This window comes from Hyphomicrobiales bacterium (assembly GCA_039989895.1).
In the GTDB taxonomy this organism is placed as follows: Bacteria; Pseudomonadota; Alphaproteobacteria; order Rhizobiales; family JACESI01; genus JACESI01.
Map to the genome: position 1 here is coordinate 1 of JBDXGY010000004.1, position 24,798 is coordinate 24,798.

A 24,798-nucleotide genomic window follows, 5' to 3' on the forward strand; every position below is an offset into this window, starting at 1 on the left:
ACATCAAACCTCATCAATACTCTTGAGGCTGGTGCTGGTGACTTGACATTGGCTGACTTGAACGAAGAAGGCGCAAACCTACTGACACTTCAAACACGTCAGCAGCTTGCATCGACTTCATTGTCCTTCGCGACACAGTCAGACCAGTCGGTTTTGTCGCTCTTCTAGGTCTAACAAGAAAGTCAGATCTAGACAGAATACGCAAAAAGAAACGCAAAAAAGCAAAAAATAGAAAAAAGCGGGGACATTAGTCCTCGCTTTTTTTTGGGCAAATGACGCATGTTAACCAATTATTCACCATGATTGGCGAAATTGGGACAAACGTTAAGCATTGTTAACCACGAGTGCGCCCAGAAAAGGACCGCAAAATGTCAGAAATCAACCTTTCTTCCGCAGTCAGAACTAGCCTGACATCACTTCAAGCAACGGCTGATCTGCTTTCATCAACCCAAGAACGTCTTGCGACCGGTAACCGTGTCAATTCTGCTCTTGATGATCCAACCGCTTTTTTCACAGCATCTGCTTTGAATAATAGAGCCTCTGATCTCTCAACGCTTCTCGACGCAGAACAACAGGCAATCAGGACGGTAGAAGTCGCTGATGACGCTATTTCTGCTATTGAAGATTTGCTATCTTCCGCAAGAGCGCAAGCAAATGCAGCTCTGCAAACTGAAGACCCTGGCGCACGCGCTACAGCAGCGGCAGCATTCGATGATATTATTAGCCAAATTGAACTTTTAGCGGATGACGCTTCTTTCAACGGAACAAATCTGCTAGAAGGTGATGACCTTCAGGTTGTTTTCAACGAAGACGGCTCTTCACGCTTGAACGTTGAAGGTTTTAATTTAACAGATGCAGCCACAAGCCTTGGTATTGAAACTCAAGCAGGTGCAGTAGTTGCCGCGACACCAGCAAGTCTTAGCCTTAGTAGCCTCACATTTACAGAAGGCCAGTCAGCAACAATTCAGGTTGGTAGCCAAGCCGTTGATGTTGACTTCACAGCTGGTGCCGCTGGCCCAGGTGGAGCATTGACCCCGGCAGAAGCAGAGACGCAGATTAACGACGCCATTGCAGCTAATGCCACACTTGCCGACAGCGCCACCTCAGTTGCAAGTGGCAGTATTACCTCAGATTTTGGTAACATCACGATTACAAATAATGGTGCGGCAGCAGGAACAACAGTGGACGCCGCAGGCGGCTCGACTGCATTTGCACCAAGCACAGGTGGTGATTTTGCTACAGATGCTCAAATTAACAGCATCTTATCCACACTCGATGGCGCCTTTTCAACTCTACGCTCAACGGCTGCATCACTAGGCTCTGACCTTTCTACAATTCAGATTCGTCAAGATTTCACATCAGCCCTCATCAATACTCTTGAAGCCGGTTCTGGTGACTTAACATTGGCTGATTTGAACGAAGAAGGCGCAAATCTATTGACACTTCAAACACGTCAGCAGCTTGCATCAACATCGCTATCTTTCGCGACACAGGCCGATCAGAGCGTTCTGTCACTCTTCGGATAAAACGAATCATAAAATTTCTCGCTTCTTTATCGAAGCAAAAGAAATAATAAAATGGGAGCTTTTGGCTCCCATTTTTGTTTTTATAGGGCCTGTCAACTGATTTTATTGTGGGATACTCGGGTTTTTACACTCTAAAATGGTGCCGAGTTTGCTTTAAAATAGCGCAGGCTTTGCATTGAGTGTATAGTTTTACACCTTAAGTGAGTCACGCAAAAGGTTATATTATGCCACTAAAAGTCGAACTTAAACCTGGTGAAAAAATAATTTTAGGTCAGGCAGTCATCACCAATGGTGATAGCCGAACCCGTTTCACACTCGACGGTGCAGCCCCTCTCCTACGTGAAAAAGACATTATGACAGCAGAGATGGCAACCAGCCCTGCAAGGCTCGTGTATTTGGCTGTGCAAATGATGTATCTCAATCAAGATATTGAAAAACATCACGAAGGTTACTTCAAACTCGTGACCGATATTTTGCAGGCAGCACCTAGTCTTGCACCTGAGATTTCTGCTATAAATAACAATATTTTAACGGGTAGCCTGTACAAAGGATTGAAGGACGCTAAGTCTTTGATTCTTAAAGAGGATGAGTTACTCAATCATGCACGGACAGACAGCAACACAAGCCTATCAGGCGATTGAAAAAACAGCCACAACCCCACGTGAGCTTGAAGCATTAATCCTTACAAAAGCAGCCGCGAAATTCCAGGTTATTATGAATAACTGGGACGAACACAAAAAAGACTTGAGAGAAGCGCTGAGTTACAATCAGAAACTTTGGACAATATTTGTTTCCAATGCGACTGATCCAGACAGTGAATTACCCCTGAACTTACGCAATAATATTTCAAACCTTGGCATTTTCGTCTTCAAGCGAACCAATGAACTACGTGGCAAACCAAACAGCAAAGATCTAGAAGTTTTGGCAAATATAAATCGTGAATTAGCGGCCGGCCTACGCACCTAACGAGCAGCCTGTCTACTTTATCACCACAAAATGAAATAGCCGCTTTATGCGGCTTTTTTATTGTCCAAATTTCGAAGTGGTTCTGTCTTAATATAAAGAAGATACAGCTTAGATAAATTCCAGTAACGACAGCTGGCTAATCCGAGATGAAGCCGAGAAGCTTGCTTCAATTGAAGTTTGCAGGCCCAAGAGTTGCAATGCAACCTCAGTTGGGTCAGCGCGCTCAATATCTTCGCGAATACCATCAAGAGCATTGATTGCAATCGTGTGGCGCGCATCTGCATTTCCAGAAACCGCCTGTATACCCGCGACTTCCTGAATAACACTTTGGATAGAAGGCTGGTCTACTTGAATAGCGAGTTCATTACTTGCCCGTGACGCCAATGCAGCATAGGCCGCTTGATTATCTTCCAAATTGCCACTGGTAAAATCAGCAATACTGAATGCCGCCAAAGTAGCAAGATTACTGCGCAAGCCTTCTTCATTCGCCCGCAAACCATAGTTCACATTGATCGTTTCATCCACACGGGCTGTCAATCCAATACGTGGATCATCCGCATCGTTTTGACCAGTATAGAAAAGCACCGTATCGGTCTCTGTGCCATCCACAAGTCCTGTGGCGGTTTCTGGTGTGCCGCCGCCTGAAAGATCAACACGCTGCGGTTGGCGCCCTGCTTCTGTATTGAAGAAATTATCTGCCGAGACTAAACGCGACACGGCACTTAAGTCTGTACGTGCCAGCTCGCTAATTTCATCACGCAAAGCATTTTGAAAATTTTCTGCTGTCACAGCACTCGTTGGACCAAGGGCAAAGGAGCCAGAATCATTTGCATCGCCACCAGCGGTCAGCTCGACGATCTCTTGCGTCCCATCAGGCAAATCAACAAAAACGCGAATGGTTTCGCCCAAGCCTGGTTGTGCGGCAAAATCAACCTCAAGACTAGCAGGCTCACCAGATGTGAACACAGCATTGACGCCGCTTAGATCACTATCAATACCGGCAAGATCAAACCCAAAATCGGTTGCCACTTCTTCATTCAAAGTCACAACGTTAGGTGCGGCTGGATCAATGGCAATATCAAGTCGGCCCAATCCATTTGCGCCAAGATCGGCTTGCAGGCGCTCATCTGTTACATCGCGCAAACCTGCTCTCGTTGCATCACCATTCAAGATCAAATCAAGATCTACAACCGGCGGTGAGCTAACGTCATTGCCTCCAAAAATATAACGGTTATCCGCTTGGGAGTTCAACAAAGCCACAGTCTCAGTTAAAAGCACTTCGGTTAACTGCTGGCCAAATGTGTTGCCGTTACCCAGATCAACAAAATTATTAGGTGTAACCGCGTCGCGGCCTTCGCTGCGAATACTTTCCAAGCGCTCAAGCGACAATACAGTAATATCAACACGGATATCAACACGCTGAATAGAGTCTTGGAAAGCTTCCAGTCGATTAATATCAGAACGCAATGAGATCGATTGAACCCGTGACGAGCCTAGGTCGCCATAAGTCGTTGCTCGCTCACCCGTAGCCAGTTGACGATTCAAATCCGCTAACTGTGACTGATTTTGAATCAAAGTTTCAGAACGGATAAAATCAGCGCCTGACCGAAGGGTTGAAGAAATTGCCATCGCCCGTTACCTCACTGCCCCAAACAACGTATCAATCAAATCTTGAACCGCCGTTAGAATACGGGCATTCGCCTGAAACGCCTGTTCAAGTTCAATCAATCGAGAAATCTCAACATCAATATTGACGCCAGACTCAGCCTGAATACGATCTTGAACATTATTAAATGAAACCTGAGAAATTTCCGCATTTCGTTCAGCCGCGACAGCACGCTGACCTTGGTTTGAAATGATAGTTTGAAGGAAATCTTCGACCGTCGAGTTCACCGGATTTGTCGGCGCTCCAATACCCGTAGAAGGTGAAAACTCTGTAACTTCACCTCGAATTTGTTCAAGTATGAAATTGACCCGCGATGAATCGCCAGAACTGGAAGAAGAACTATCAAATCTTGCTAAAAACGAAGGATCACTAATCAATTCTTCTGACACCGCAAGGCGTCCTGCAAGACCAACGGAAGTCCCCGGCGCATTGGTAAATGGTTCGCCAGTCTGACGGTCTTCAAAAAGTGCAAAAGGAAGACCATCAGTCAGCGATGAATTCGTTATGCTGGCCTCAAGTCCGTCAATGCTTGCGGGTAAGGTTGCGCTAAATTGAAAAGTCGCGGCCCCACCAGCTGCCACGATAACACCATTACCCGGCGCTAAGGCGTCAATCTGTGATTGTATGTCGCTGACAGCAGTTGGCGATGAAAAATCTACACCGATAACAATATCATTGGTGCTTGGCGTAAAACCTTGATCAAGAGGTAATTGCGAGGGATCACTAACCTGCACCAAAGTGACATTACGTGCCACACCTGTACTACTAGTAAAACCCAAAGCCACTGTATTGCCATCAGCAATACCGGCCGTATCAATTGCCAAACCGTCTGTTACAGGTGTTGAGGCCACAGTTGTATTGGACACAGCCAATGACAATTCTGCCGCAAATGCATCAAGCTGTGCTTGCGCCTGAACAAGGGTCGTGTCGCGCAATTCAGCGTAAGCAGCCAAAGCGCCGTTGCGCACACCATTGCTTGCTAGAATATCAAAAGAAAACGACCCGCTAGTGGATGTAAGAGAGACTGACGAAAGAAGGCCATTCTCGATACTGCTGTTAGCTGCAACAGTACCTGCTGCATTAAACTCAAATTGCGTTGGAACATTATCAAAAATCGCAATGCCAGATACTGTTCTAATCTGGATGCCGTTATTTGGCAGATTTGTAACATCAATATCAATAATCTGAGCCAGTTCATCAACAAACCGGTCGCGCTCATCCAAAAGCGCAACAGGTTCAGAGGTCGAGCTTGTCTGAGCAATAATCCGTGCATTCAATTCAGCAATATTGGTAATCGCTTCATTCGCTTGCCTGACTGTATCGTCAAGTGCGATGTCAGCTTCCTGACGCAATGATTGAATGGTATTGGACAGGCTGTTCAATTGACCCGCAAAAACCTGCAAATCAGTGATCGCTTGAAATTGTGTCGCTGAAGCATCCGGCGTTGTCGACAATGCTTCTAAAGAAGAAAGAGCAGCATTAAAAGATGTATCGATAGCCGCAGCGCTACCAGGTTCACCGAACGCCACATCAAGTCGACCAAGAAAATCAGCTGTAACCTGATTACTGACATTGATGCCACCCAGTTCGCGCAATTGCGACTGAACCTGCTCATCCAAAATGCGATCGACACCGGTCGCACGAACACCGCCCGAATTAATACTGTTCGTGACGGTCTCAGTTTGTGAAAGAGTACGCCGTGTGAAACCCTCAGTTTCCGAATTAGCAATATTATTTGCGACCACATCAAGATCACGCTGGGTGACATTGAGACCGGAAATTGCGTTATTGAGGGTACTTGAGATGCTCATTTCAGCTCACCTTTAAGTTCTGCGCACAACCATTTGCGCGCAGAATTCTAGTCAAGGTCTATCGAATAAGGTTGATCGCTTCACTCAAGATCTCATCACCAGTTGTGATGATCCGCGAGTTCGCGGTATAGGCCTGCTGAGTGACAATCAGTTTGGTAAATTCATCTGCAATATCGGTATTGGAAGCTTCCAATGCAGACCCGATAATCGTGCCGCCAGCCGATGAATCCGTGATGGGGACGCCTGAGGCAACGGTTGCTGCAAAAGTACCACCACCATCGACTCGTTCCAGACCAGAATCGTTATCGAAAGTGACAATGGAAATTCTGGCAATATCAAGATTGGCACCATTGGTGTATGAAATAGAGACATTACCAGAATCGGAAATGCTAACACCACTAAACGACCCCAATGGGCTACCATTTGAACTAATCGAAGTATTAGAAACAGTGCCTACACCACTTTGGGTTGCCACCTGTGTGAAACCAGAAGAACCAGCATCAAGAGTCAAATCACCAATATCTAATCCATCAACGGAAAAGCCTGAAATAACAACTGGTGCAATTTGCGGATCAAGCTGGCCATCTGGACCAAAGACATAATCCTGTGCGACTCGAGTGAACGCCGGCTCCGTGACGCCGTCTGTATTAGAACGGAAGTAGAGATTATAGGTATCATCGCCACCTACCGCAGGATCAGATGAATCGGTTTTTGCAAAACGGAACTCAACGTTGACTGCTTCACCGCGCGCATCAAGAACAGTCGTGGTGCCTCCAGCAATTGAACTATTGAGGAATGTCGTTTCATCTGCGTTGCTAATGGTAGCCGGACCAGAAGTCGCCCCAGCGAGCAACGTCGCATCAAGCAAACCAGAAGCTGCATCACCATCAATAGATGCCGCTGTATCAGGATCAATTGGCAAATTAGCCCTGAAATTAATTTCAGAAGTCGCAACTGGTGCTATCGGGTCGGTCGAAATTTGAATGGGTTGCGCGATCAATGTATCAACGGCACCGCCGGTTGCATTAATAGGAAAACCACTCAGGAAAAGCCCCGCGCCATTTTCCAAGAAGCCACTATTAGAAATTTGGAAATCACCTGCACGTGTGTAGAGTTCAGGGCCATTAAAAATAGGTTCACCATTATTCAATCCCGATGAATCACGAACAGCAAAATAACCGTCCCCTTGAATGGCAATGAATGTTTCTTGATCTGCACCAACGATATTACCTTGAATGTCGTTCGTCGCCCTTGAAGACGCCAAGACTGAACCTGAATTTTGGAGTCGCTGGCTTGAGTCGGTATCTGACACTAATTCCGCAAAACTTGTGTCTTGGCGTTTAAAGCCAGTGGTTTGTGAGTTAGCGATGTTGCCCGAGATATTTTCAAGCGCGAAAGCCTGCGCTCTCAGACCACTTACCGCTGTATTAATTGCACCAAATACACCCATTATATTTCTACCTTTTCTGACTACTCGTTACGTACCGACTATGAAAATTGCGCTAAAACGCTTCTTGCGCTCCTACCCGCAAAGGTCGTGCCAGAAAATTAAATTAAATTTTATAAATAATTTCAATTACTTACGGAATTTATGGTTTCCAGCGTCTATGAAGCACTCGGCAAAACCGACCCTAATCGGCAAAACTTGCCGCCCCTCACGCTGCCAATAATGCCTTTATACCCAGCCTATAGTCGCTTAACGCCCAGCGCTTAACACCCAGTATTGACAACCAATCATCACTTAGCACTAATGTTAGGATGCGAACTTTACTTATCCTCCGTCATGCTAAATCTTCTTGGGCAACACCTGGCATGGACGACTTTGATCGTACGCTGAATGACCGTGGCAATGACGATGCCTGCCGGATGGCCAGCTGGATTGGCGAGCAAGGTGTGGAACTAGACGAAATTATCTGTTCTCCAGCAGTCAGAACACGCACGACAGCGAAACACATAAAAACAACACTTGATATCGATCCTAAATTGAGTTTTCCAGGAGAGTTGTATCTCGCTTCATCTGATACCCTTCGAGACTCACTTGCGACAATAAGTCAGACCACCACAACCGCGATGGTTATTGGTCATAATCCAGGTTTGCATGACATTTCTCTTCGCCTTTTAAAGGAAGAAGAACGCAGCCAAGCAGGTTTATTGCGCGTAGCCTTCCCAACAACAGGATGTGCACTTATAAATCTGCCTATAGATGAGTGGAGCGAGATCGCTTGGAATATAGGCACACTGTCGTCATTTATGGTACCTAAGTCCCTCAACAACACTCAAGAATCCTGATCAGAAGATGGACTGGAAGGAAAACGTTGAAGCTCACTAACCTGGGAGATGATGCACGCATCGCTCTTGAAAATTTCGGAGACTTCGCTGCCGGTTTCGTTAATCCGAACATCAGGCTTGGCGTCACCGGCCTGTCGCGCTCAGGCAAGACCGTCTTTATCACAGCACTCATCCACAATATGCTGCATCAAGGACGCCTGCCTGAATTCTCGCCACAAGCTGAAGGCCGCATTGCGCGCGCTTATCTTCAGCCGCAACCTGATGATGCTGTCCCTCGGTTTTCCTATGAAGATCACGTGGAGCATCTTGTTGATGGGCTGGAATGGCCTCAATCCACCAACCGTATCAGCCAGCTGCGCCTTACCATTGAATATGAATCAGCCAGTTTCCTTTCCCGCGCAGTTGGCGGCGGGCGCCTACACATCGATATCACCGATTATCCTGGCGAATGGCTTCTCGATCTACCGCTTCTGGCGAAAGACTATGAAACATGGTCACGCGAAGCCCTAGAGCTTGCCCGGTTACCCAATCGAGTGAAGACCGCCAAAAAATGGCTGGCAGCTCATGACACCATTGATCCGCTGCAAGCGGGCGATGAAAAGCTCGCGCAGGATAAGGCCGCAATCTTCACTGACTATCTCAACGCCTGTCGCCTTGATGAAAACGCTTTGTCTATGTTGCCCCCAGGCCGCTTTCTCATGCCCGGTGATCTGGCGGGCTCGCCTGCTGTCACCTTTGTGCCACTAGACGTACCCGAAGGGCCTGCGCCAAACGGCTCTTTGTGGCACCTCATGCAACGGCGTTATGAAGCCTACAAACAAATTGTGGTCAAACCTTTCTTCCGCGACCACTTTGTGCGCCTTGACCGGCAAATTGTCCTCGTTGATGCCCTGCAAGCACTAAACGCGGGGCCAGCAGCAGTGCGCGATCTAGAGGGAGCCATTTCCGAAATTTTGAACTGCTTTCAGCCTGGTCAAGCTTCATGGTTGTCATCCATTTTATCACGCCGCATAGATCGCATCATTTTCGCCGCTACCAAGGCCGACCATCTGCACCATACCGAACACGACAAACTGGAGTCCCTGCTGCGCCAGATCATTAATAATGCAATCAACCGCGCAACCCTCAAAGGCGCTTCCATCGATGTTGTGGCTTTGTCTTCTGTTCGAGCGACACGAGAAGCTGTTTTCAAACAAGATGGTGAAACATTGAATTGCATTGTCGGCACCCCAATGAAGGGCGAAACAATCGACGGCGAGACTTTTGACGGCGAAACAGAAAAAGCAATCTTTCCAGGCAGCCTCGATATTGATCTCAAAGCCATGATGACATCTAACGACAAGGCCAGCTCGCCCGATCTTCAATTTGTCCGCTTCCGCCCACCAAACTTACAAAAAACGGCCGAAGGCCTGACTCTCTCCCTGCCGCATATTCGGCTGGATAAGGTGATGGACTTTCTGATCGGGGATAAACTGTCATGACCGAAAAAGCGCGTCCAAAACCTCGCTCATTTGATATCAGTGATGGCAAGCCTGAAAAGGTAAGCAAATCGACAAAAACAAAGAGGCAAACAAAGACAGAATCTCCAGCAGCCAAACCCAAAGCACTCAATGTAGAAGATGTCACCCTAACCAATGACGTCGTTGAGACGCTTGATGAGCGCATTGAAATAAACAAAAAGCCCAAACGTGGGATTGGCTGGCTATCAATTTTCTTTGCAGCCCTTGGTATGCTTGCCTCACTCGCCATAGGTCTCGCCGTTGATCAATTGATCCGTGACCTATTCTCTCGCCACGAATGGCTTGGCTGGTTTGGCGCAGCCCTGACACTCATCGTCATTATTGCCGCCCTCGCAGTTATTTTGCGAGAAGTGTTTGCGCTCTCGCGTCTTCGCAGCATCAGTGCCCTTCGTGAACGCGCAAACGTAGCTTACGAAAAAAACGACAAGGCACCTGCAGAGGACATTGAGCGTGAGATCACGATCCTTTATGAAGGCCGCGCCGATATGGCCGCAGGCAGAGCCGCCCTTCACGCCCATAAAGACGATATCATCGATGGGCGCGGGCGTATTGCTCTCGTTGAACGGGAGTTTTTAAAACATCTCGATGACCAAGCGAATAAACTTGTGATGAACTCAGCAAAACGCGTGGCCATTGTTACGGCTGTCTCGCCGCGCGCATTGGTGGACATCATCTATGTCTTGGCCGAGAACTTGCGCCTGATCCGCGCCCTCTCCACGCTTTATGGCGGTAGGCCCGGCACACTTGGTTTCTTTCGCCTAACTCGTAATGTCCTAAGCCACCTCGCACTAACAGGCGCGATCTCGATAGGCGATGGACTGATGCAGCAAGTCGTCGGTTCGGGTATTGCAGCGCGTCTATCAGCGCGATTTGGCGAAGGCGTCGTCAACGGACTTCTCACTGCCCGCATTGGTCTGGCGGCACATGATATATGCCGACCTGTTCCTTTTCTTGCCACAAAAAGACCAAGTATCGCTGTCTATATGAATGCTCTAATCGGACTGAATGGCAAAAAAGATGCGCCTAAGTGATTAAGGTTGAGGAATAACAAAGCACATCACATTCAATCACTTTATTAGCTAAACAGAGAATTTCTCAGTCTTATACTTGCAGCATCATATCTGCGTAACTACTATAATATGAAGGCTGACAACGAGTAAGTGAAACAAAGAAATAATGTTTAACCGTAATATCCGATCATCCTTTAAAGCCGCAAAATCTGCGACCATAGCTGTCTTGGCCAGTGCTATATTCATAGCAACTCTAACGACAGCCAATGCTGATGTCCTTTTCAATCAAGAATTTAAATTCTTTGAGATTAAAGGAAAAAAATGGCAGCAGATTTTCAAAGACTTTCAAAAAAAATCTCCCATTAAAGCCAAGGGACTGCATGACGCAACACTCGGTGTCGCAGCCATCAAGTTAACACCCGAGGTGGAATATCAAATTCGCGGCAAACGCTGCCATGTCAAAGGCGCACGTGTAACTGCAGATGTTGTCATTCACCTACCAAACTGGGTGAATTACAACAAAGCAGACCAGATTGATAAATTGAGCTGGGATAAATTGTTTAGTGACGTCAAGACCCATGAACTTCAGCACGCAGCCATCGCCAAAGACTATGCCAACCGCATACAAAAGAAAATGAAAAAACAACGCTCACACACCAGCTGTGACAAAGTTGAGGCGGCCTTAAAAAAATCAACAAGTAAACTGCAAAACAAGCACGAACGTGCACAGCTTAAGTTTGACAAAAGAGAATACGGACGCCTTTTAAAAAGAAAATAGTTTTCACAACTAAATATACTTATTTCTGTTAAAATAGATGGCTCCACAATATTATAACCCTTAAAGCGCCGATTTTATGCAGCTCTGCGCTTTGATATCTGATGATCATAAAAAGGAACAACAAATGAGCGCATCTGACGAACTGAATAAATTAGCACCTCTCGCAGGGCTAAAACCCGAAATGATGAACGCCTTTGGTGCATTTGATGCAGCCGTCATGGCTGATGGAGCCTTAAATAAAAAAACCAAAGAACTCATAGCTATAGCCGTTGCTTTGACAACGCAGTGCGAATATTGCCTGACAATACACAGCGAATTTGCCCGTAAAGCAGGCGCAACAGAAGAAGAACTGGCAGAGGTGACTTTCGTTGCAGCCGCTCTTCGTGCTGGCGCTGCAATCACACACGGCGCGAACAAAGTGCTCGACTAAACGCACTCCCTCAAATGCCATGACTGACACTATTAGTATCGGTAATTTGAAGAATAATGGTGACAATAAACGCTCGGGAAACGTTGCAATCAACGTTTCCCGAAATTGGTTTAACTATCTTGTTTCATGATAGGTTGCCGAGTTGAGGAAAGACATTCTTGATGTTCTTCAAAACGATATGGATTGTTTTTGCAACACCTAGAATTGCCACCCAAGTCAGCACTTCATCCCAAAAGAAATCAAAATAGATCCAATGAATAAAGATTGCGACGATGGCAAGGTAACTAAGCTGCTGTAGCCGCTTCCACTGTACACCGAGATGTCTCACTGAATAGGCATTTGATGTCAGGAAGGCAGGCAACAGGAAGATAAAGCCCAGCCAACCAAAGAAAATCGCGATATCAAAAAACTCTAAATAGATAACATAGAGGCTGTACGTCTCACGAATATAAAAGACCAAATGCAGCAAGCCATAAGCAAAGCCTGCAACACCAAAATAACGTCGGTTTTTGATAAGCCATAAACCAATATGCTTGCCAATTTCCCATCGCTTCAAAAGCAGAGAAACTGGCGAAATCGCGAGTGTCCCTACCAGCAATTGAACCGACAACACACCTGTAAGGTGCATGATCTCTGCATAGTAACGGTTGTTGTCATAAAGATCCCAAACCAGCGGCAACGACGGCCAAGCAAGCACAAGCCACACCAAAAAAGGCGAACCGGTGATATTTTTGATTTTGCTAATAATAAGTGACAATGGACCAGATAAAACTAGTTGCTAAATTGATATCATATTGGCGGCTTTCAAACACAAAGGCCAGAGACAATAATGTCTCTGGCCTAAGCTTAATTCATTATGTGGACTGTGACTATTCAGCGTTAATCCGAACTTCTTCAGCAGGGTAGCCGAGGGAGTCTTGGTCTTCATAAACACCGTGGCAATCGTGGCAGAATTTCTGGCTAACTTTGAAGTTTTTACCAGTGCCGTTGACACCTGAATAAAGCCAATTGCCGAATTCATCAGCTTCGCCTTTAGCAAGTTTTGTCATGATAAGAAGCGGGCCTTTTTGTGGCTTACCTTCTTTGTTCACTTTCCAGCTTGCTTTAGCAAGAACTGAGCCGACAGGAAGTGCGAAGCCACCTTCGTCGCGCCATTTGATGTATTCATCATAGGCGATGTCGTTTGAATATGTTTTCAAAAAGCGGTTGCCGTGGCCAGCAAAGGATGGGCCAATACCAGTCTGCGTCACTTTCCAATCACGAAGATTGGCACCAATTTCGTGACCAGCCTTAGCATAGGCACCATAAAGATCTTCTTGGATGCATTCGTAAAGCTTATCGATTTCTGCTTGTTCAAAATCATCAGGAGCTTTTGGGAATGTACAAGCGGCATTTTGATCTTGCGCTTGGATGGGTGTCGCAACCCATGCTGAAAGGCCAAATGCCAGACTAGCTGCCAGAACGGCGGTTGATTTTAAAATTGTTTTCATCGCTTTATCCTATTTTTATTCTATTTCTTTGAGGCTATTACATGAAAAGAGTAGTTGTTTGAATTGATGCCATTGCAAATTCTGACGACCGTAAATGCCTATTCGTGAACCTATGAACCCGATAGATTTCATTTTTCGCGAACTTTAGCTATAAAATTTTTCGTGATCGAAAGATCGTATAGCATCAAAGGCTTGTTTCGCATGCAACATCTAATCTTCAATCAATTAAGGGCTTAAAACGATTTTTTAATGCAAAAACGCCAAATTGAAAATGCACAAAACGAACTCGTTTAAACCATTCAAAACCAGCTTATTTAACACCTAGTTTCTTTTGAAGATTGCTTGAAGAGGTCGTATATTGAAACACGATGCGTTCATCAGGCGAGATAACTTTCTTCGCGGCATGAGCCATGAGAGCAGCTTCGTGAAAGCCTGACAAAATTAGCTTCAGCTTACCAGGATACGTGTTGATATCTCCGATTGCAAAAATACCCGGCTCTGATGTCTCAAACTTTTCAGTATCAACGCTAATCAGGTTCTCATTCAAATTAAGACCCCAATCAGCCACTGGGCCAAGCTTCATTGTGAGACCAAAAAACGGCAATATGCGAGTGCATGGTATTTTAAACTCGCCATCGGCATTCTTAGCAAGAGCTGCAGTTACCTTCCCATTTTCACCTTCGAGAGCGGTGGCTTGCCCCAAAGTAAAGGTCACTTTGCCCTCTTCAGCCAGCTTATGCATTTTGTTGACGCTATCAGGTGCTGCCCGAAACGCGTCACGTCGGTGCATCAATGTAATGCTTTTCGCGATAGGCTGCAGGCTCAAAGTCCAATCAAGAGCGGAATCTCCGCCCCCAATAATCAGCACATCTTCACCGCGAAAGGCTTCCATTTCGCGTACAGAATAAAATACAGACGTGCCTTCATACGTCTCAATCTGTGGAATAGGCGGGCGTTTGGGTTGGAATGACCCACCACCTGCGGCAATAATCACAACCTTGGCACTGAATTCCTGTCCAACATCGGTTTTAACAAAAAAACTGCCATCATCTTCGCGGCGCAACTCTTCAACCATCTGGTTGAGGTGAAACTTTGGATCGAAAGGCTCGATTTGATCCATCAAGTTATCCACAAGCTCCTGCCCAGAAACGACAGGAAACGCAGGGATATCGTAAATTGGTTTTTCTGGATAAAGCTCTGCACATTGGCCGCCGGGCTTATCGAGAATATCCACCAGATGACACTTTATATCAAGCAGACCAAGTTCAAAAACAGCAAATAAACCAACTGGCCCTGCGCCAATAATCAGCGCGTCCGTTTCAATCTTATCCATAGTAAATTTCCTAATATCAGGCCTGGTTTTCAGGGACGTTTACAACCAAACCATCCACCTCATCGCTCACTCGGATCTGGCAGGAAAGGCGCGAACTTGGCTTAATATCAAAGGCGAAGTCCAACATATCCTCTTCCATGGAGTCAGCAGCGCCTAGTTTTTCCAACCATGCGTCATCAACATAAACATGACATGTCGCACAGGCACACGCTCCGCCACATTCTGCGTCAATGCCCGGCACAGCGTTCTTAATAGCGGCCTCCATAACGGTACTCCCGTCATCCGCATCCACTTCATGCTTTACGCCGTCATGTGTGATAAAAGTAATTTTTGCCATATGCTGCTCCACGCCCACTTAACTCAATCTCACAACGGAGATAAGGATACTAGCCCAAGTGTCAACCCAGTTCCGGCCAATCTGGCATGATCGTGAACGCTAAGATACCTCTTTAGGCAAATTTCTGTTTATTAAGTCTAGACTTAGGCTTCTTCGAGAATACCGCTAATAAAGAAACACGTTTCGCTCAAAGCTTCTTTCAATGCGGCAATATCAGCAGTGATTTTAGCTTCTTTAGCTGTCTCTACCTCGGCAGCAGCATCAGCAACAATCCAAGCACCAATATTGCGAGCCGAACCTTTAATCGTATGTGCGGCAGCAAAACGAGTATCGTCATCATTCGCCTGTTCAACACGCTTCATGTACACATCTGCCTGTGTCATGAACAAACGTAAGACTTCAGTCTCTAGTGAGCGATCACCTAATGTTTGCTTGGCCAAATGAACCAAATCTATTGGACGTCTTTCAACATCATGATGCATCTTGTCTTGCGTTACTATACTCATTGCCATCATCGCTTAATTCCACCACCTGTTTTGGGCCCCAGCCGCATTTGTAGATGATTAGGTTCGCACTCATCACCTAACGCTAACTTAAAAAATCGACCGTCAACGAAGTTCCACGGTTAGTTTCTATAAAGATGGTTTTTATTTTGTAAAATTTAAATCAAATCAGATGCCATTTTCTTGATAATACCGCCATCCGAGTGATTGGAGCAGTTCATTAACTATAACTTTGAACAATTTCCAACTTTTCACATAGGCAGTTTTCAAATGCTTAACAAAAGGTTAATATGCATAAGCGGTAATAACAAAAAATAGGGCTATAGGTGCAGGGTAACTAAGGTAAAAATACCTTTTACGGTATGAAATATATGAGCTTTTATCTTAACCAATAAACTAGCATTCCCATGACACTTTAGCCAATTTTTGATACCACGCACGAATGGAAACAAGGTGTCGTTTCCAAAAATAAATTTTTAAGGCATAAAATTATGGCGAAAGCTCCAAAAGCGATTGATACAGCCCAAGCAGCAATTGATGCAGTTGAAGATGCTCTTAAGCTAGATTTCGAGAGCCCAGAAAGTGAACTAGGCTCTAACGATCAGTCTTTGAAGTCAGACTCTGATGACTTGCCACGCGATAAAGCAAAATTAGCATCATCTGCCAAAAAGCCCCCTGCCAATGATGACCGCCGTGCGATGGGTAAAATTATTTACAATCTCCAACGTCGCCCCTCTTCCAGCCCTTTCTGGTGGGCTTTTTTAGTTTCTGTTATCTGGCTCGTTGGCTCAGTCTTTTTGGGCACGAAATACTTCAATGTCTCCATCGCCACACTTACCAACCCCCAAGAAGCAATTACTCTGATTAATCAGGCTCCAGCTATTGCATGGTTGGTTGCTACATTCGTTCCAATTTTGATCTTTTTCGTAATGGCCTCTTTCGTATGGCGTGCGCAAGAATTACGCCTTGCCGCGCATTCCATGTCCGAAGTCGCTCTGCGTCTTTCAGAACCTGAAAACATGGCAGCAGATGCTGTTGCAAATGTTAGCCAAGCCGTGCGCCGTGAAGTCGCTGCAATGGGCGACGGCGTTGAGCGTGTATTAGCACGTGCTGGCGAATTGGAAGTGCTTGTTCACAATGAGATGTTGTCTATTGAGCGCTCTTACTCCGACAATGAACTACGCATACGTGGCCTTATTGATGAGCTATCCAATCAACGTGAAGCCATCATAAGCAATGCCGATCGCGTCAGCACTTCATTAAACACAGCTAAAATGGATCTATCACAAGACCTTTTGTCTGTTGGTGAAAAGATTGCAGCTGACATCCAAGGCATATCTGGATCAGTCCAAACCGTTGGCGACGATGTGGCCGCAAAATTATCGATGACATCGCAAGAAGTGGCAAATGAATTAAGTTCAACTGGTGACGGCTTGGTCTCTACGCTGGCAACTCAAAGCAGCGCATTAATGAACGAGCTTAAATCTACAAGCGAAAGCACAATTGAGCAGCTTAGCAATACAAATAATATTTTCAAAACATCGAGTGAAGAAGTGTTGGCGGATCTGGCCAATGCAAGCAATACATTGAGTGATACATTACATGGGCACTCAAGTGAAATCACACAAGCACTGTCTTCAACAGGCGAGCAAATAGCAACGAGCATATCCTCACAGACAGATACCTTTAAAGAGTCAATGCACTCGACAACCGCTGCAATGATGGTTGATCTGTCTTTGCGCAGTTCAGAAATCACTGACAACATCGACAATATAAGTAACAAAGTAGCGGAAACACTCTCCACAAAGAGCGATGCAATGGCATCAAACTTCGCAACCGCTGGTGATCGTATCGAGAATCTCTTTACTAATGATGGCGCTCAACTCGCAGAACGCATAACAACATCAGGCGATGGCATTGCAAAACTGATCGAAACCCGGTCAATCAACCTCCTGGGTGACATTGAAGAATCAACGTCGAAAGTGAATAAGAAATTCACTGAAACCCAAGAAGAGATAAATACAAGCCTGGCCTCAGTGGGTGAACAGGTTGGCAAGGCTCTCACCACACGCAGTAATGCCTTGAACAAGCAACTTGCCACATCAGGTATAGAACTTGTCCAAAGCATCGATGAGAAATCAACTAGTCTGAATAAAGAAATTGATAGCCGTCTTATTCAGATTGATACGGTCATTGATGAAAAAGGGACAAATCTGGCTAACATTTTAAATGAACGTGTCAGCCAAATGGACAGTGTACTCACAACCAACACGGACGCATTATCCAGCACACTTCAAAGCCACGTCGATCAGGCTTCAAATAGTCTTAATGCTAATTCACAAGAGATTACCAACGCTATTGGTGGCCACGTCACTTCACTGGACGAAACACTTAAAAAACAACACCTACAAATTGGTGAAACACTGGCAAATCAAGCCCAGAAATTAACGAACACATTCTCAGAAAGTCAGGATGATCTACAATCGGTTCTTACAGCCCGCATTGATACAGTAAAAGATACATTTGTGACTGAAACAAATAATCTAACTGACACAATCAATACTCAATTAACTTCCTCTGTAGAGGCCCTCGAGGGTCAAGCAACAGAAGTTACAAGCAAGCTGTTGGATAGCGTTGACTCGATCAATATTTCGCTCTCTGGAAATATAGATAGCCTGACGACAAACTTGGATACACTCAACGGAACTTTGGAAACCAAAGCCACACGCATGAACGAGATTGTCGAAATTGATCTTGCTAACGCCAGCGAAAAATTAGTCGATAAAGCAGAAGCAGCCCACACGCGTATTATGGAGATTTCTGAAAATTCAAGTAAGAACTTCACTGCTGCCGCTGATGAAGCAGCCAGTACATTCGCTGCTAAAACCCACGAAGCCGGACAGACGCTCGTTGGTGCTCTATCAAATCTCACAACTGGCATACGTGCACAGGCAAATGAGACTGCAAGTACAATTGAAGACACAACACTGCGCCTACAAGACACATTGAAATCAAGCACAACGTTAGCAGAACAGTCCCTCGGCCAACATGCCAGCGACCTAGAGACAATGCTTCGTGAACGCACAGAGTCTCTAACACATTTATTCAACAAAGACGGTGCAGATCTTCTCAATGCATTGGATGAGAAAAGCACCTCTGTCACATCGAATATCTCACGTGTGACGACCAATATGATGGAAAGCCTTAAATCGCAAACTGATCAGATAGTCGACCATCTCACAGGTCAATTTGGTGATGTGAACACGCTCTTGTCCCGTATCAATGGAACAAATGAAGATATGCGCAATGCGCTAACTGCAGCAGATCAAAACCTTGCAACCATAGAGGCTGGCCTTACAAACAGATCAGTAGAGATCCGCAACGCCGTTGCTCAAGCAACAAACCAGTCTGAAGAAGCAAACCAGAACCTTGCCCTTGAGATCGGTAAATTGCGCGAGCTATCTGAACTCACAATTCGTGATACAGCAGCTCTTGCCTCACGCTTCGATGGTCAAAGCAGCGCCCTCACCGATGCGGCTGCAATGCTGATGTCAGCGAGCAACAACATGGACACTACCGTGGAAGAGCGCCAAAGCATCATAGAAAATCTTTCACAAGGTTTGGTCACAAAAAGCGCGGACATCGAACAATTAATGGCATCATTCTCTACACTCATGAATGACACCGTCAAACAAGCCGAAGACCGCGCAAGAATGGTGAATTACAGCCTGTCATCTACGGCAGAAAAAGCATCAGAACAAATCGTCAATCAGCTTGAAGAATTGCGCGCAGGCGCAAACGCACAATTGAATGAAGCCGTTCATGAAGCAACCAATCGATTTGCCAGTGCCTCGGAAGAAATGCGCAAAACCGCACAGACACTCCAAACTGATTTACAGGCAACGAGAGCCGAAATTAAACGCGGCATTTTTGATCTACCGGAAGAAACAAAAGAAAGCACAGCAGCAATGCGTCGTTTGGTGAGCGATCAGGTGCGTGCATTGAATGATCTTAGCGAGATCGTCAATGCCCAACGTAGCCGCCAACCAGAGGCACCTGCACAAGCCACAGCGGCAAAAAAAGAGACCATTTCAGCTAAACCAGCTGCCCAAGCACCTGTTACAAAGGCAACCGTTGCAGAAACAAAACCCATTGCCCCGACGCCTCTACCTGATCCAACACCACCGCCAGCAGTAGTGCCCACGCAAATTGAACGCACAGCCAAAGCGGAAACAATAAAAGCACACCCAATACCACCAGTAAGCGCTTTAGAAGCACGCCCGTCTGCATTTGCTCCCAGCGAACGCAAGGCCGGAACTCTAAGAGCAACACCATATGACATTCAGCCTGACGCAAACGCAGCCGACAACGGTGGTTGGGTCAAAGATTTGCTGCGCAGAGCATCTAATGAACCAGATGCCACACCCGCAGTCGAACCTGAGAAACCAGCGACATCAGGTCAAGCAGATCGTTCACCTGAGCATGTTATTGAATCTCTCTATTCACTCTCAGTTGATATTGCTCGCGTCTTAGACCGCGATGCTACAGTTGAGCTTTGGGAACGTTACCAACGCGGTGAGCGTAATGTCTTCACTCGCCGTCTACGTACCCTTGAAGGTGTACAGTTGAGAGATGAAATTCGTCGCAATTATTCATCGAGTTTAGATTTCGGCAATAACGTAAACCGCTATATCAACGACTTTGAAATTCTTATTCTTGAGATATCGCGTAGACAAGATGGCGATCGCCAAACAGAAGCATATCTCAATTCAGATGTTGGTCGTCTCTACACAATACTCGCTCAAGCCACAGGCCGCTTCAAATAAGGGCTCAGCCCCACGTACTCCAAGCGCATCATTCCTGTCTCGCACGCGTCATCATCGGACTTGATCCGATGATCCAATGCGAAAGCTCAAGTGCAATAAATGCCAAGATCAACTCAGGGCATGACAAAAGTGAGAAAATGAAAGTGCAGATGCCTAAATGCGTTTGTAAACCCAACTGATAAGATCAGCAGCCACAGCATCAAGCGCTTTATTTAAACCATTGATGCCATTCACAGGATCATCACTGGTTGGCACTTTCGCTGAGAACTGGTTGGTCGCGATTACTTTGCCATTTTTATCGTTCAAGATCTGCACAGCAATCTCGACATGAGCAACCGCACTATTGCCTTCTACTTCAACTTGAAAAGCACTCACATCGAACAACAATTGATGGTCAACTAATAGACCATCACCTGGAAGTCCTACAGCGCGAGCACCATTTGTTTTCGAGAATGCTCGGCTGAAATAAAGCTGCACAAGGCGCGGCAAACGATCGCTCCAGCGTACGTCACCAAAGAACGATATCTGGGCAGCGGAAGGCTTAATAACAATACGGTCATTATCAAGCGAACTTAAAACCTTTGGGTTGGCAATGAGAATTTGACCGCCGGTTGAGCCTGCCACCTGTGTAACAGAACTACTTATAGAAAGATCATAAACGTCAGGCGCTACTGGAGGCACAACCAGCGCACAACCAGAAAGCACCACGGCAAAAACGCCGGATGTAAAAGCCCGATAAGGAGACATTATCTTTATTTTGTCAGATATAAACACGTATACATTGCCTCAATCATAATTCATTTACCGCCGCTGGCGCTTATATTCCGGTACGGTTTTACCACCCAATAAAAACTGAGACGGATTATTCTCAAAATTTTGCACAACGCTTTCAAGCCGGCTGACAGCCCGTTGGCTCTGTGTCACCAATGTCTCAATATCACTCAAGCCGCGTGTTGAAAACCTCTCCAAGCCACCAGAAATAGCATTCGCGCGTGCCTCAAAGTTTTCGGCGATCCGGCGTATAGATTTGGCGGCATCAGTTGCCTCAAGCACAAATCCGCGACCATCCGCATCCACAAGTCCATCAACCCGTCCAACAAGTTTGGTCACGGCTTCACTCGTCTTGATCAAACGTTCTGATATAACTGTTGCGTCTTTGATGATCTTGTTGAAATTATCTTTGTTGTCACTCAGTGTGTTTGTGAAATCTGTTACATTCTCTGTCGCGCTCTTCGCATTTGCAATGATAGAGTCAATTTCAGTGCCCGTTTTATCAAGCCTTGATGTGAAGCCTTCAACGCTGGCCACAACTTTGTTGATACGTTCCTCATCAAGCGCACCAACCAACCCATCAACCTTCTTCAAAGTCTCATTCAAATTACCAGAGAAATTTTCTACATTCGTCAGCGTGCGAGCCAACTGTGCACCATTTATGGCTGCAACAGTGGTATTAAGGCCCGACATAATGCCAGACAAATCATTCACTGCCGTTTTGGCATCATCGACAATAGTATCAATCTCACCAGAATTACGCGCGAAATCACCAGTGATCTTATCCACATTGGCAATCGTGCTTTTAAGACGCTCAGGCTCAATAGCTTCAACAATCAAATTGACATTTTTTGAAACGCCATCAAGCGTAGTGCTTAAAGCACCAATCGATTCAGATGCCTTACCAACATTTTTCAAGAAACTATCAATGCTCTCAGAATTACTAGCAATAGCCGTACTGAATGCCTCGACATTTGAGACCGTTTTATTAATTGAGCCTTCATTCGTCTTGATCAAGTCATCGACACGCGCAAGCATTTCATTTGCCAATTGAACCGTTTTTCCTGCCGCTTCCAATGTATCATTCAGCGATGATTGTCTGGCAGTTAAGGAGGGGATGGTTTCGCGTTGAAGAATAAGGTCTTTATCCGCTGATCCGCCGACAAGGGCTACATTGGCGAGTCCTGTTAAAGGTTGGCTAGCAATGGTCACGCTCGTATCTTCACGCAGCGGGGTCTCACTGTTAATTTTCAAAACTGCATATACATTGGAAGGGTCAGTCTGGCTTAGCTTTACAGAGACAACACTACCAACGCGCAGCCCGTTAAACAAAACCCCATTACCGCGTTTCAATCCACCCGCATTACCAGGAATGACAAGCTCCACAAGGCGTGCTTCGCCTGTCTCGTTATAGCGGACAAGCCAATAGATAAACCCAAACGCCATAGCAAAGGCGAGAAGCGTAAAAATTCCAATAGCAATGTAATTTGCGCGGGTTTCCATCAATTTCCTAGCGTCTGTTCAAATTCAAATCATCGATAAGCACGTTTGGCGCGATCTCCATTAAAATATGCATTGACCCAAGGGTCTTCGAATTCAAGCATTTCTTCAGGCTTGCCCGAAACTAATACACGTTTTTTACCCAAAACTGCAATCCTATCGCAAATTGCAAAAAGACTATCCAAATCATGGGTCACCATAAACACCGTCACACCCAGTGTTTCACGAAGACTGAGAATCAATTTATCAAACTCTTGAGCGCCTATTGGATCAAGGCCAGAGGTTGGCTCATCAAGAAAAATCACCGCTGGATCAATGGCAAGTGCCCGAGCCAGTCCAGCGCGTTTTATCATGCCCCCTGAAAGTTCAGCAGGAAACTTATTGGCGGCATCAAGCGCCAATCCCACAAGCTGCATTTTCATCAAAGCAAGCTCATCCATGAGCGATTGGCTCAAATCAAGATATTCACGCATCGGCACTTGAATATTCTGCATCACTGTCAGCGATGAAAACAACGCACCATGCTGAAACAAGACACCCAGCTTTTGATCAATAATCCGACAATGTTCAAAGCTCGCTTTGTCGTAATCAACATCCAAAATATGTACGGTACCCGCCTGCTTGATATTCAGACCCAAGATCGTGCGCATCAACACAGATTTACCCGTGCCAGATGCCCCCACTACGCCCAGAATTTCCCCTTGATAAACATCCAGATCAAGATCTTCCAGAATAATGGTGTCACCAAAACCAACTTTGAGCCTTTCAACTTCAATGACAACTTTCTGATCAGTTTGAAAATGTTGCTCTGCAATCGCCATCGTTAATACCCCAGACTTGCCGAAATAACGGCAAAAATACCATCAACCACAATGACCATGAAGATCGATTTCACCACAGAGATCGTCGTATGACGCGAGAGGGATTCAGAGCTGCCCTCAACCTTTAACCCCTCAGACATAGCAATAAGCCCGATGATCAAAGCCATGAACGGAGCTTTGATGATACCCATCATAAAATAAGGCAACGGCACCGCATCACGCATACGATGCAAGAATATTTCCCATGACATATCAATATAAACCCAAAGAGCAATTTGCGCTCCCAGTAGTGAGGCATAATCAGCAATAACCGTCAAAAACGGTAAAACTAAAATCAAGGCGAGAATGCGTGGAAATAGCAAAACATCGACCGGATCCAAGCCGATGACTTTTAGCGCATCAATTTCTTCACGCATTTTCATCGAGCCTATTTCTGCAGTATAGGCAGAGCCGGAGCGCCCAGAAACCATGATCGCTGTCAAAAGCACGCCCATATCGCGTGTGACCAACACAGACACCATATCGACCGCCATAGGCTCCGCGCCATAAAAGCTAAGCTGATATGCCCCTTGTTGAGCAATAATCGCGCCAATGACAAAAGACATTAAAGCCACAATGGGAACAGCCGTTAGTCCAGTGCGCATCATGTGCGTAACAAGCGCTGGAAAGCGAAAAGCACCAGGCGTGACAAGACGGCGGCCGAAGGCTGCCGCCAAAGCACCAAGCAGCGAGACGAGCCTCAAAGCATCTGCACAACCATCGCGAAGCCATTGGCGGGTCATGATTATAAAACCGCTTATTCTCTTTCGCGGCTCTGTATGAAGCTTAACTTTATCAGCGGCATCAGCAATAGCCGTCAACAAGTGCTGATGCTCCTGCGTCATATCAACAAAATCAACGCTCCCGCCTTTTTGCATCCACTGCGTGCGTAACTTCAAAAGAAGCCATGCACCCGATGTATCAAGTTCTTTGATGTCTTTGAGAGAAATAGCGATATTAGTTGATGCTGGCGCTTCTATAGATTTCACAACACGCTCAATCGTTTTGGCATGCGCAACTGTCCATTCGCCAATAGCGCGTGACACGCTATTGCCGCCTAGAGTGCCGGCTGGCACAATAGAGCCAGCATTTTCATCAAGTAGATCAGCCATAATTAATGTATATAACGCTTTTTATCCGATCACATAGATAAACAAATATTTTAATTTATAACAAGATCGC

General features: G+C 45.8%; 22 protein-coding genes. 10 read left to right on the forward strand and 12 right to left on the reverse strand.

The window, feature by feature from the left end; genetic code table 11:
• The 4 genes from ABJ081_03385 to flaF form a co-directional block, all read left to right on the forward strand.
• The coding region (locus ABJ081_03385; protein MEP6355702.1) for a flagellin at positions 1–168 on the forward strand (168 nt) is incomplete at its 5' end.
• Between the two features lie 200 nt (positions 169–368).
• Positions 369–1,526, forward strand: coding sequence for a flagellin (locus ABJ081_03390; GenBank protein ID MEP6355703.1), 1,158 nt, complete (start codon positions 369–371; stop codon positions 1,524–1,526).
• Positions 1,527–1,750: 224 nt separating this feature from the next.
• On the forward strand, positions 1,751–2,167 hold the full coding sequence (gene flbT, locus ABJ081_03395) for a flagellar biosynthesis repressor FlbT (protein MEP6355704.1): 417 nt from the start codon (positions 1,751–1,753) through the stop codon (positions 2,165–2,167).
• A complete protein-coding gene (gene flaF / locus ABJ081_03400) occupies positions 2,127–2,492 on the forward strand; it encodes a flagellar biosynthesis regulator FlaF (protein ID MEP6355705.1) in 366 nt (121 codons plus the stop codon). Before flbT ends, flaF begins: the two co-directional genes overlap by 41 nt.
• Before the next feature lie 108 nt (positions 2,493–2,600).
• Here flaF and ABJ081_03405 read toward each other — a convergent pair whose 3' ends face one another.
• Genes ABJ081_03405 through ABJ081_03415 form a run of 3 tightly spaced genes read right to left on the reverse strand, consistent with a single transcriptional unit; the run spans position 2,601 to position 7,419 of the window.
• Complete coding sequence (locus ABJ081_03405; GenBank protein MEP6355706.1) at positions 2,601–4,121, reverse strand: hypothetical protein; 1,521 nt, start codon at positions 4,119–4,121, stop codon at positions 2,601–2,603.
• A gap of 6 nt (positions 4,122–4,127) precedes the next feature.
• Positions 4,128–5,969, reverse strand: coding sequence for a flagellar hook-associated protein FlgK (flgK, locus tag ABJ081_03410; protein ID MEP6355707.1), 1,842 nt, complete (start codon positions 5,967–5,969; stop codon positions 4,128–4,130).
• Positions 5,970–6,027: 58 nt separating this feature from the next.
• Positions 6,028–7,419 carry a flagellar hook-basal body complex protein gene (locus ABJ081_03415; GenBank protein ID MEP6355708.1) on the reverse strand — a complete coding sequence of 464 codons (1,392 nt, stop codon included), beginning with the start codon at positions 7,417–7,419 and terminating at the stop codon, positions 6,028–6,030.
• Positions 7,420–7,727: 308 nt separating this feature from the next.
• Between ABJ081_03415 and ABJ081_03420 the strand changes: the two genes are divergently transcribed.
• The 5 genes from ABJ081_03420 to ABJ081_03440 all read left to right on the forward strand — a co-directional run bounded on the left by ABJ081_03420 (position 7,728) and on the right by ABJ081_03440 (position 11,996).
• Positions 7,728–8,258 (forward strand): histidine phosphatase family protein, encoded by a 531-nt coding sequence (locus ABJ081_03420; protein MEP6355709.1) that lies wholly within the window; start codon positions 7,728–7,730, stop codon positions 8,256–8,258.
• A 26-nt stretch (positions 8,259–8,284) separates the two neighbouring features.
• Entirely contained in the window at positions 8,285–9,739 is a 1,455-nt protein-coding gene (locus ABJ081_03425) for a YcjX family protein (GenBank protein MEP6355710.1), read from the forward strand.
• The gene (locus tag ABJ081_03430) at positions 9,736–10,809 is read left to right on the forward strand and encodes a TIGR01620 family protein (protein MEP6355711.1); all 1,074 of its coding nucleotides are present in this window, start codon (positions 9,736–9,738) and stop codon (positions 10,807–10,809) included. The genes ABJ081_03425 and ABJ081_03430 overlap by 4 nt, the downstream gene beginning before the upstream one ends.
• Positions 10,810–10,954: 145 nt before the next feature.
• Complete coding sequence (locus ABJ081_03435) at positions 10,955–11,566, forward strand: DUF922 domain-containing protein (protein ID MEP6355712.1); 612 nt, start codon at positions 10,955–10,957, stop codon at positions 11,564–11,566.
• A 181-nt stretch (positions 11,567–11,747) separates the two neighbouring features.
• Positions 11,748–11,996 (forward strand): carboxymuconolactone decarboxylase family protein, encoded by a 249-nt coding sequence (locus tag ABJ081_03440; protein ID MEP6355713.1) that lies wholly within the window; start codon positions 11,748–11,750, stop codon positions 11,994–11,996.
• Positions 11,997–12,120: 124 nt separating this feature from the next.
• Here the strand turns inward: ABJ081_03440 and ABJ081_03445 are convergent, their stop codons facing one another.
• From ABJ081_03445 to ABJ081_03465, 5 genes are all read right to left on the reverse strand, one after another.
• Positions 12,121–12,753 carry a hypothetical protein gene (locus ABJ081_03445; protein ID MEP6355714.1) on the reverse strand — a complete coding sequence of 211 codons (633 nt, stop codon included), beginning with the start codon at positions 12,751–12,753 and terminating at the stop codon, positions 12,121–12,123.
• A 112-nt stretch (positions 12,754–12,865) separates the two neighbouring features.
• On the reverse strand, positions 12,866–13,486 hold the full coding sequence (locus ABJ081_03450) for a cytochrome P460 family protein (protein MEP6355715.1): 621 nt from the start codon (positions 13,484–13,486) through the stop codon (positions 12,866–12,868).
• 310 nt (positions 13,487–13,796) lie between these two features.
• Positions 13,797–14,819 (reverse strand): NAD(P)/FAD-dependent oxidoreductase, encoded by a 1,023-nt coding sequence (locus tag ABJ081_03455; protein MEP6355716.1) that lies wholly within the window; start codon positions 14,817–14,819, stop codon positions 13,797–13,799.
• A 16-nt stretch (positions 14,820–14,835) separates the two neighbouring features.
• Positions 14,836–15,156, reverse strand: coding sequence for a 2Fe-2S iron-sulfur cluster-binding protein (locus tag ABJ081_03460; protein MEP6355717.1), 321 nt, complete (start codon positions 15,154–15,156; stop codon positions 14,836–14,838).
• Between the two features lie 143 nt (positions 15,157–15,299).
• Complete coding sequence (locus ABJ081_03465; protein ID MEP6355718.1) at positions 15,300–15,671, reverse strand: Hpt domain-containing protein; 372 nt, start codon at positions 15,669–15,671, stop codon at positions 15,300–15,302.
• A gap of 479 nt (positions 15,672–16,150) precedes the next feature.
• Between ABJ081_03465 and ABJ081_03470 the strand changes: the two genes are divergently transcribed.
• Positions 16,151–20,485, forward strand: coding sequence for a hypothetical protein (locus ABJ081_03470; protein MEP6355719.1), 4,335 nt, complete (start codon positions 16,151–16,153; stop codon positions 20,483–20,485).
• A 153-nt stretch (positions 20,486–20,638) separates the two neighbouring features.
• Here the strand turns inward: ABJ081_03470 and ABJ081_03475 are convergent, their stop codons facing one another.
• Genes ABJ081_03475 through ABJ081_03490 form a run of 4 tightly spaced genes read right to left on the reverse strand, consistent with a single transcriptional unit; the run spans position 20,639 to position 24,728 of the window.
• A complete protein-coding gene (locus ABJ081_03475) occupies positions 20,639–21,259 on the reverse strand; it encodes an ABC-type transport auxiliary lipoprotein family protein (protein ID MEP6355720.1) in 621 nt (206 codons plus the stop codon).
• A 27-nt stretch (positions 21,260–21,286) separates the two neighbouring features.
• A complete protein-coding gene (locus ABJ081_03480; protein ID MEP6355721.1) occupies positions 21,287–22,759 on the reverse strand; it encodes an MlaD family protein in 1,473 nt (490 codons plus the stop codon).
• Between the two features lie 29 nt (positions 22,760–22,788).
• The gene (locus ABJ081_03485; protein ID MEP6355722.1) at positions 22,789–23,577 is read right to left on the reverse strand and encodes an ABC transporter ATP-binding protein; all 789 of its coding nucleotides are present in this window, start codon (positions 23,575–23,577) and stop codon (positions 22,789–22,791) included.
• A gap of 2 nt (positions 23,578–23,579) precedes the next feature.
• Positions 23,580–24,728, reverse strand: coding sequence for an ABC transporter permease (locus tag ABJ081_03490; protein ID MEP6355723.1), 1,149 nt, complete (start codon positions 24,726–24,728; stop codon positions 23,580–23,582).
• Positions 24,729–24,798: the final 70 nt, after the last annotated feature.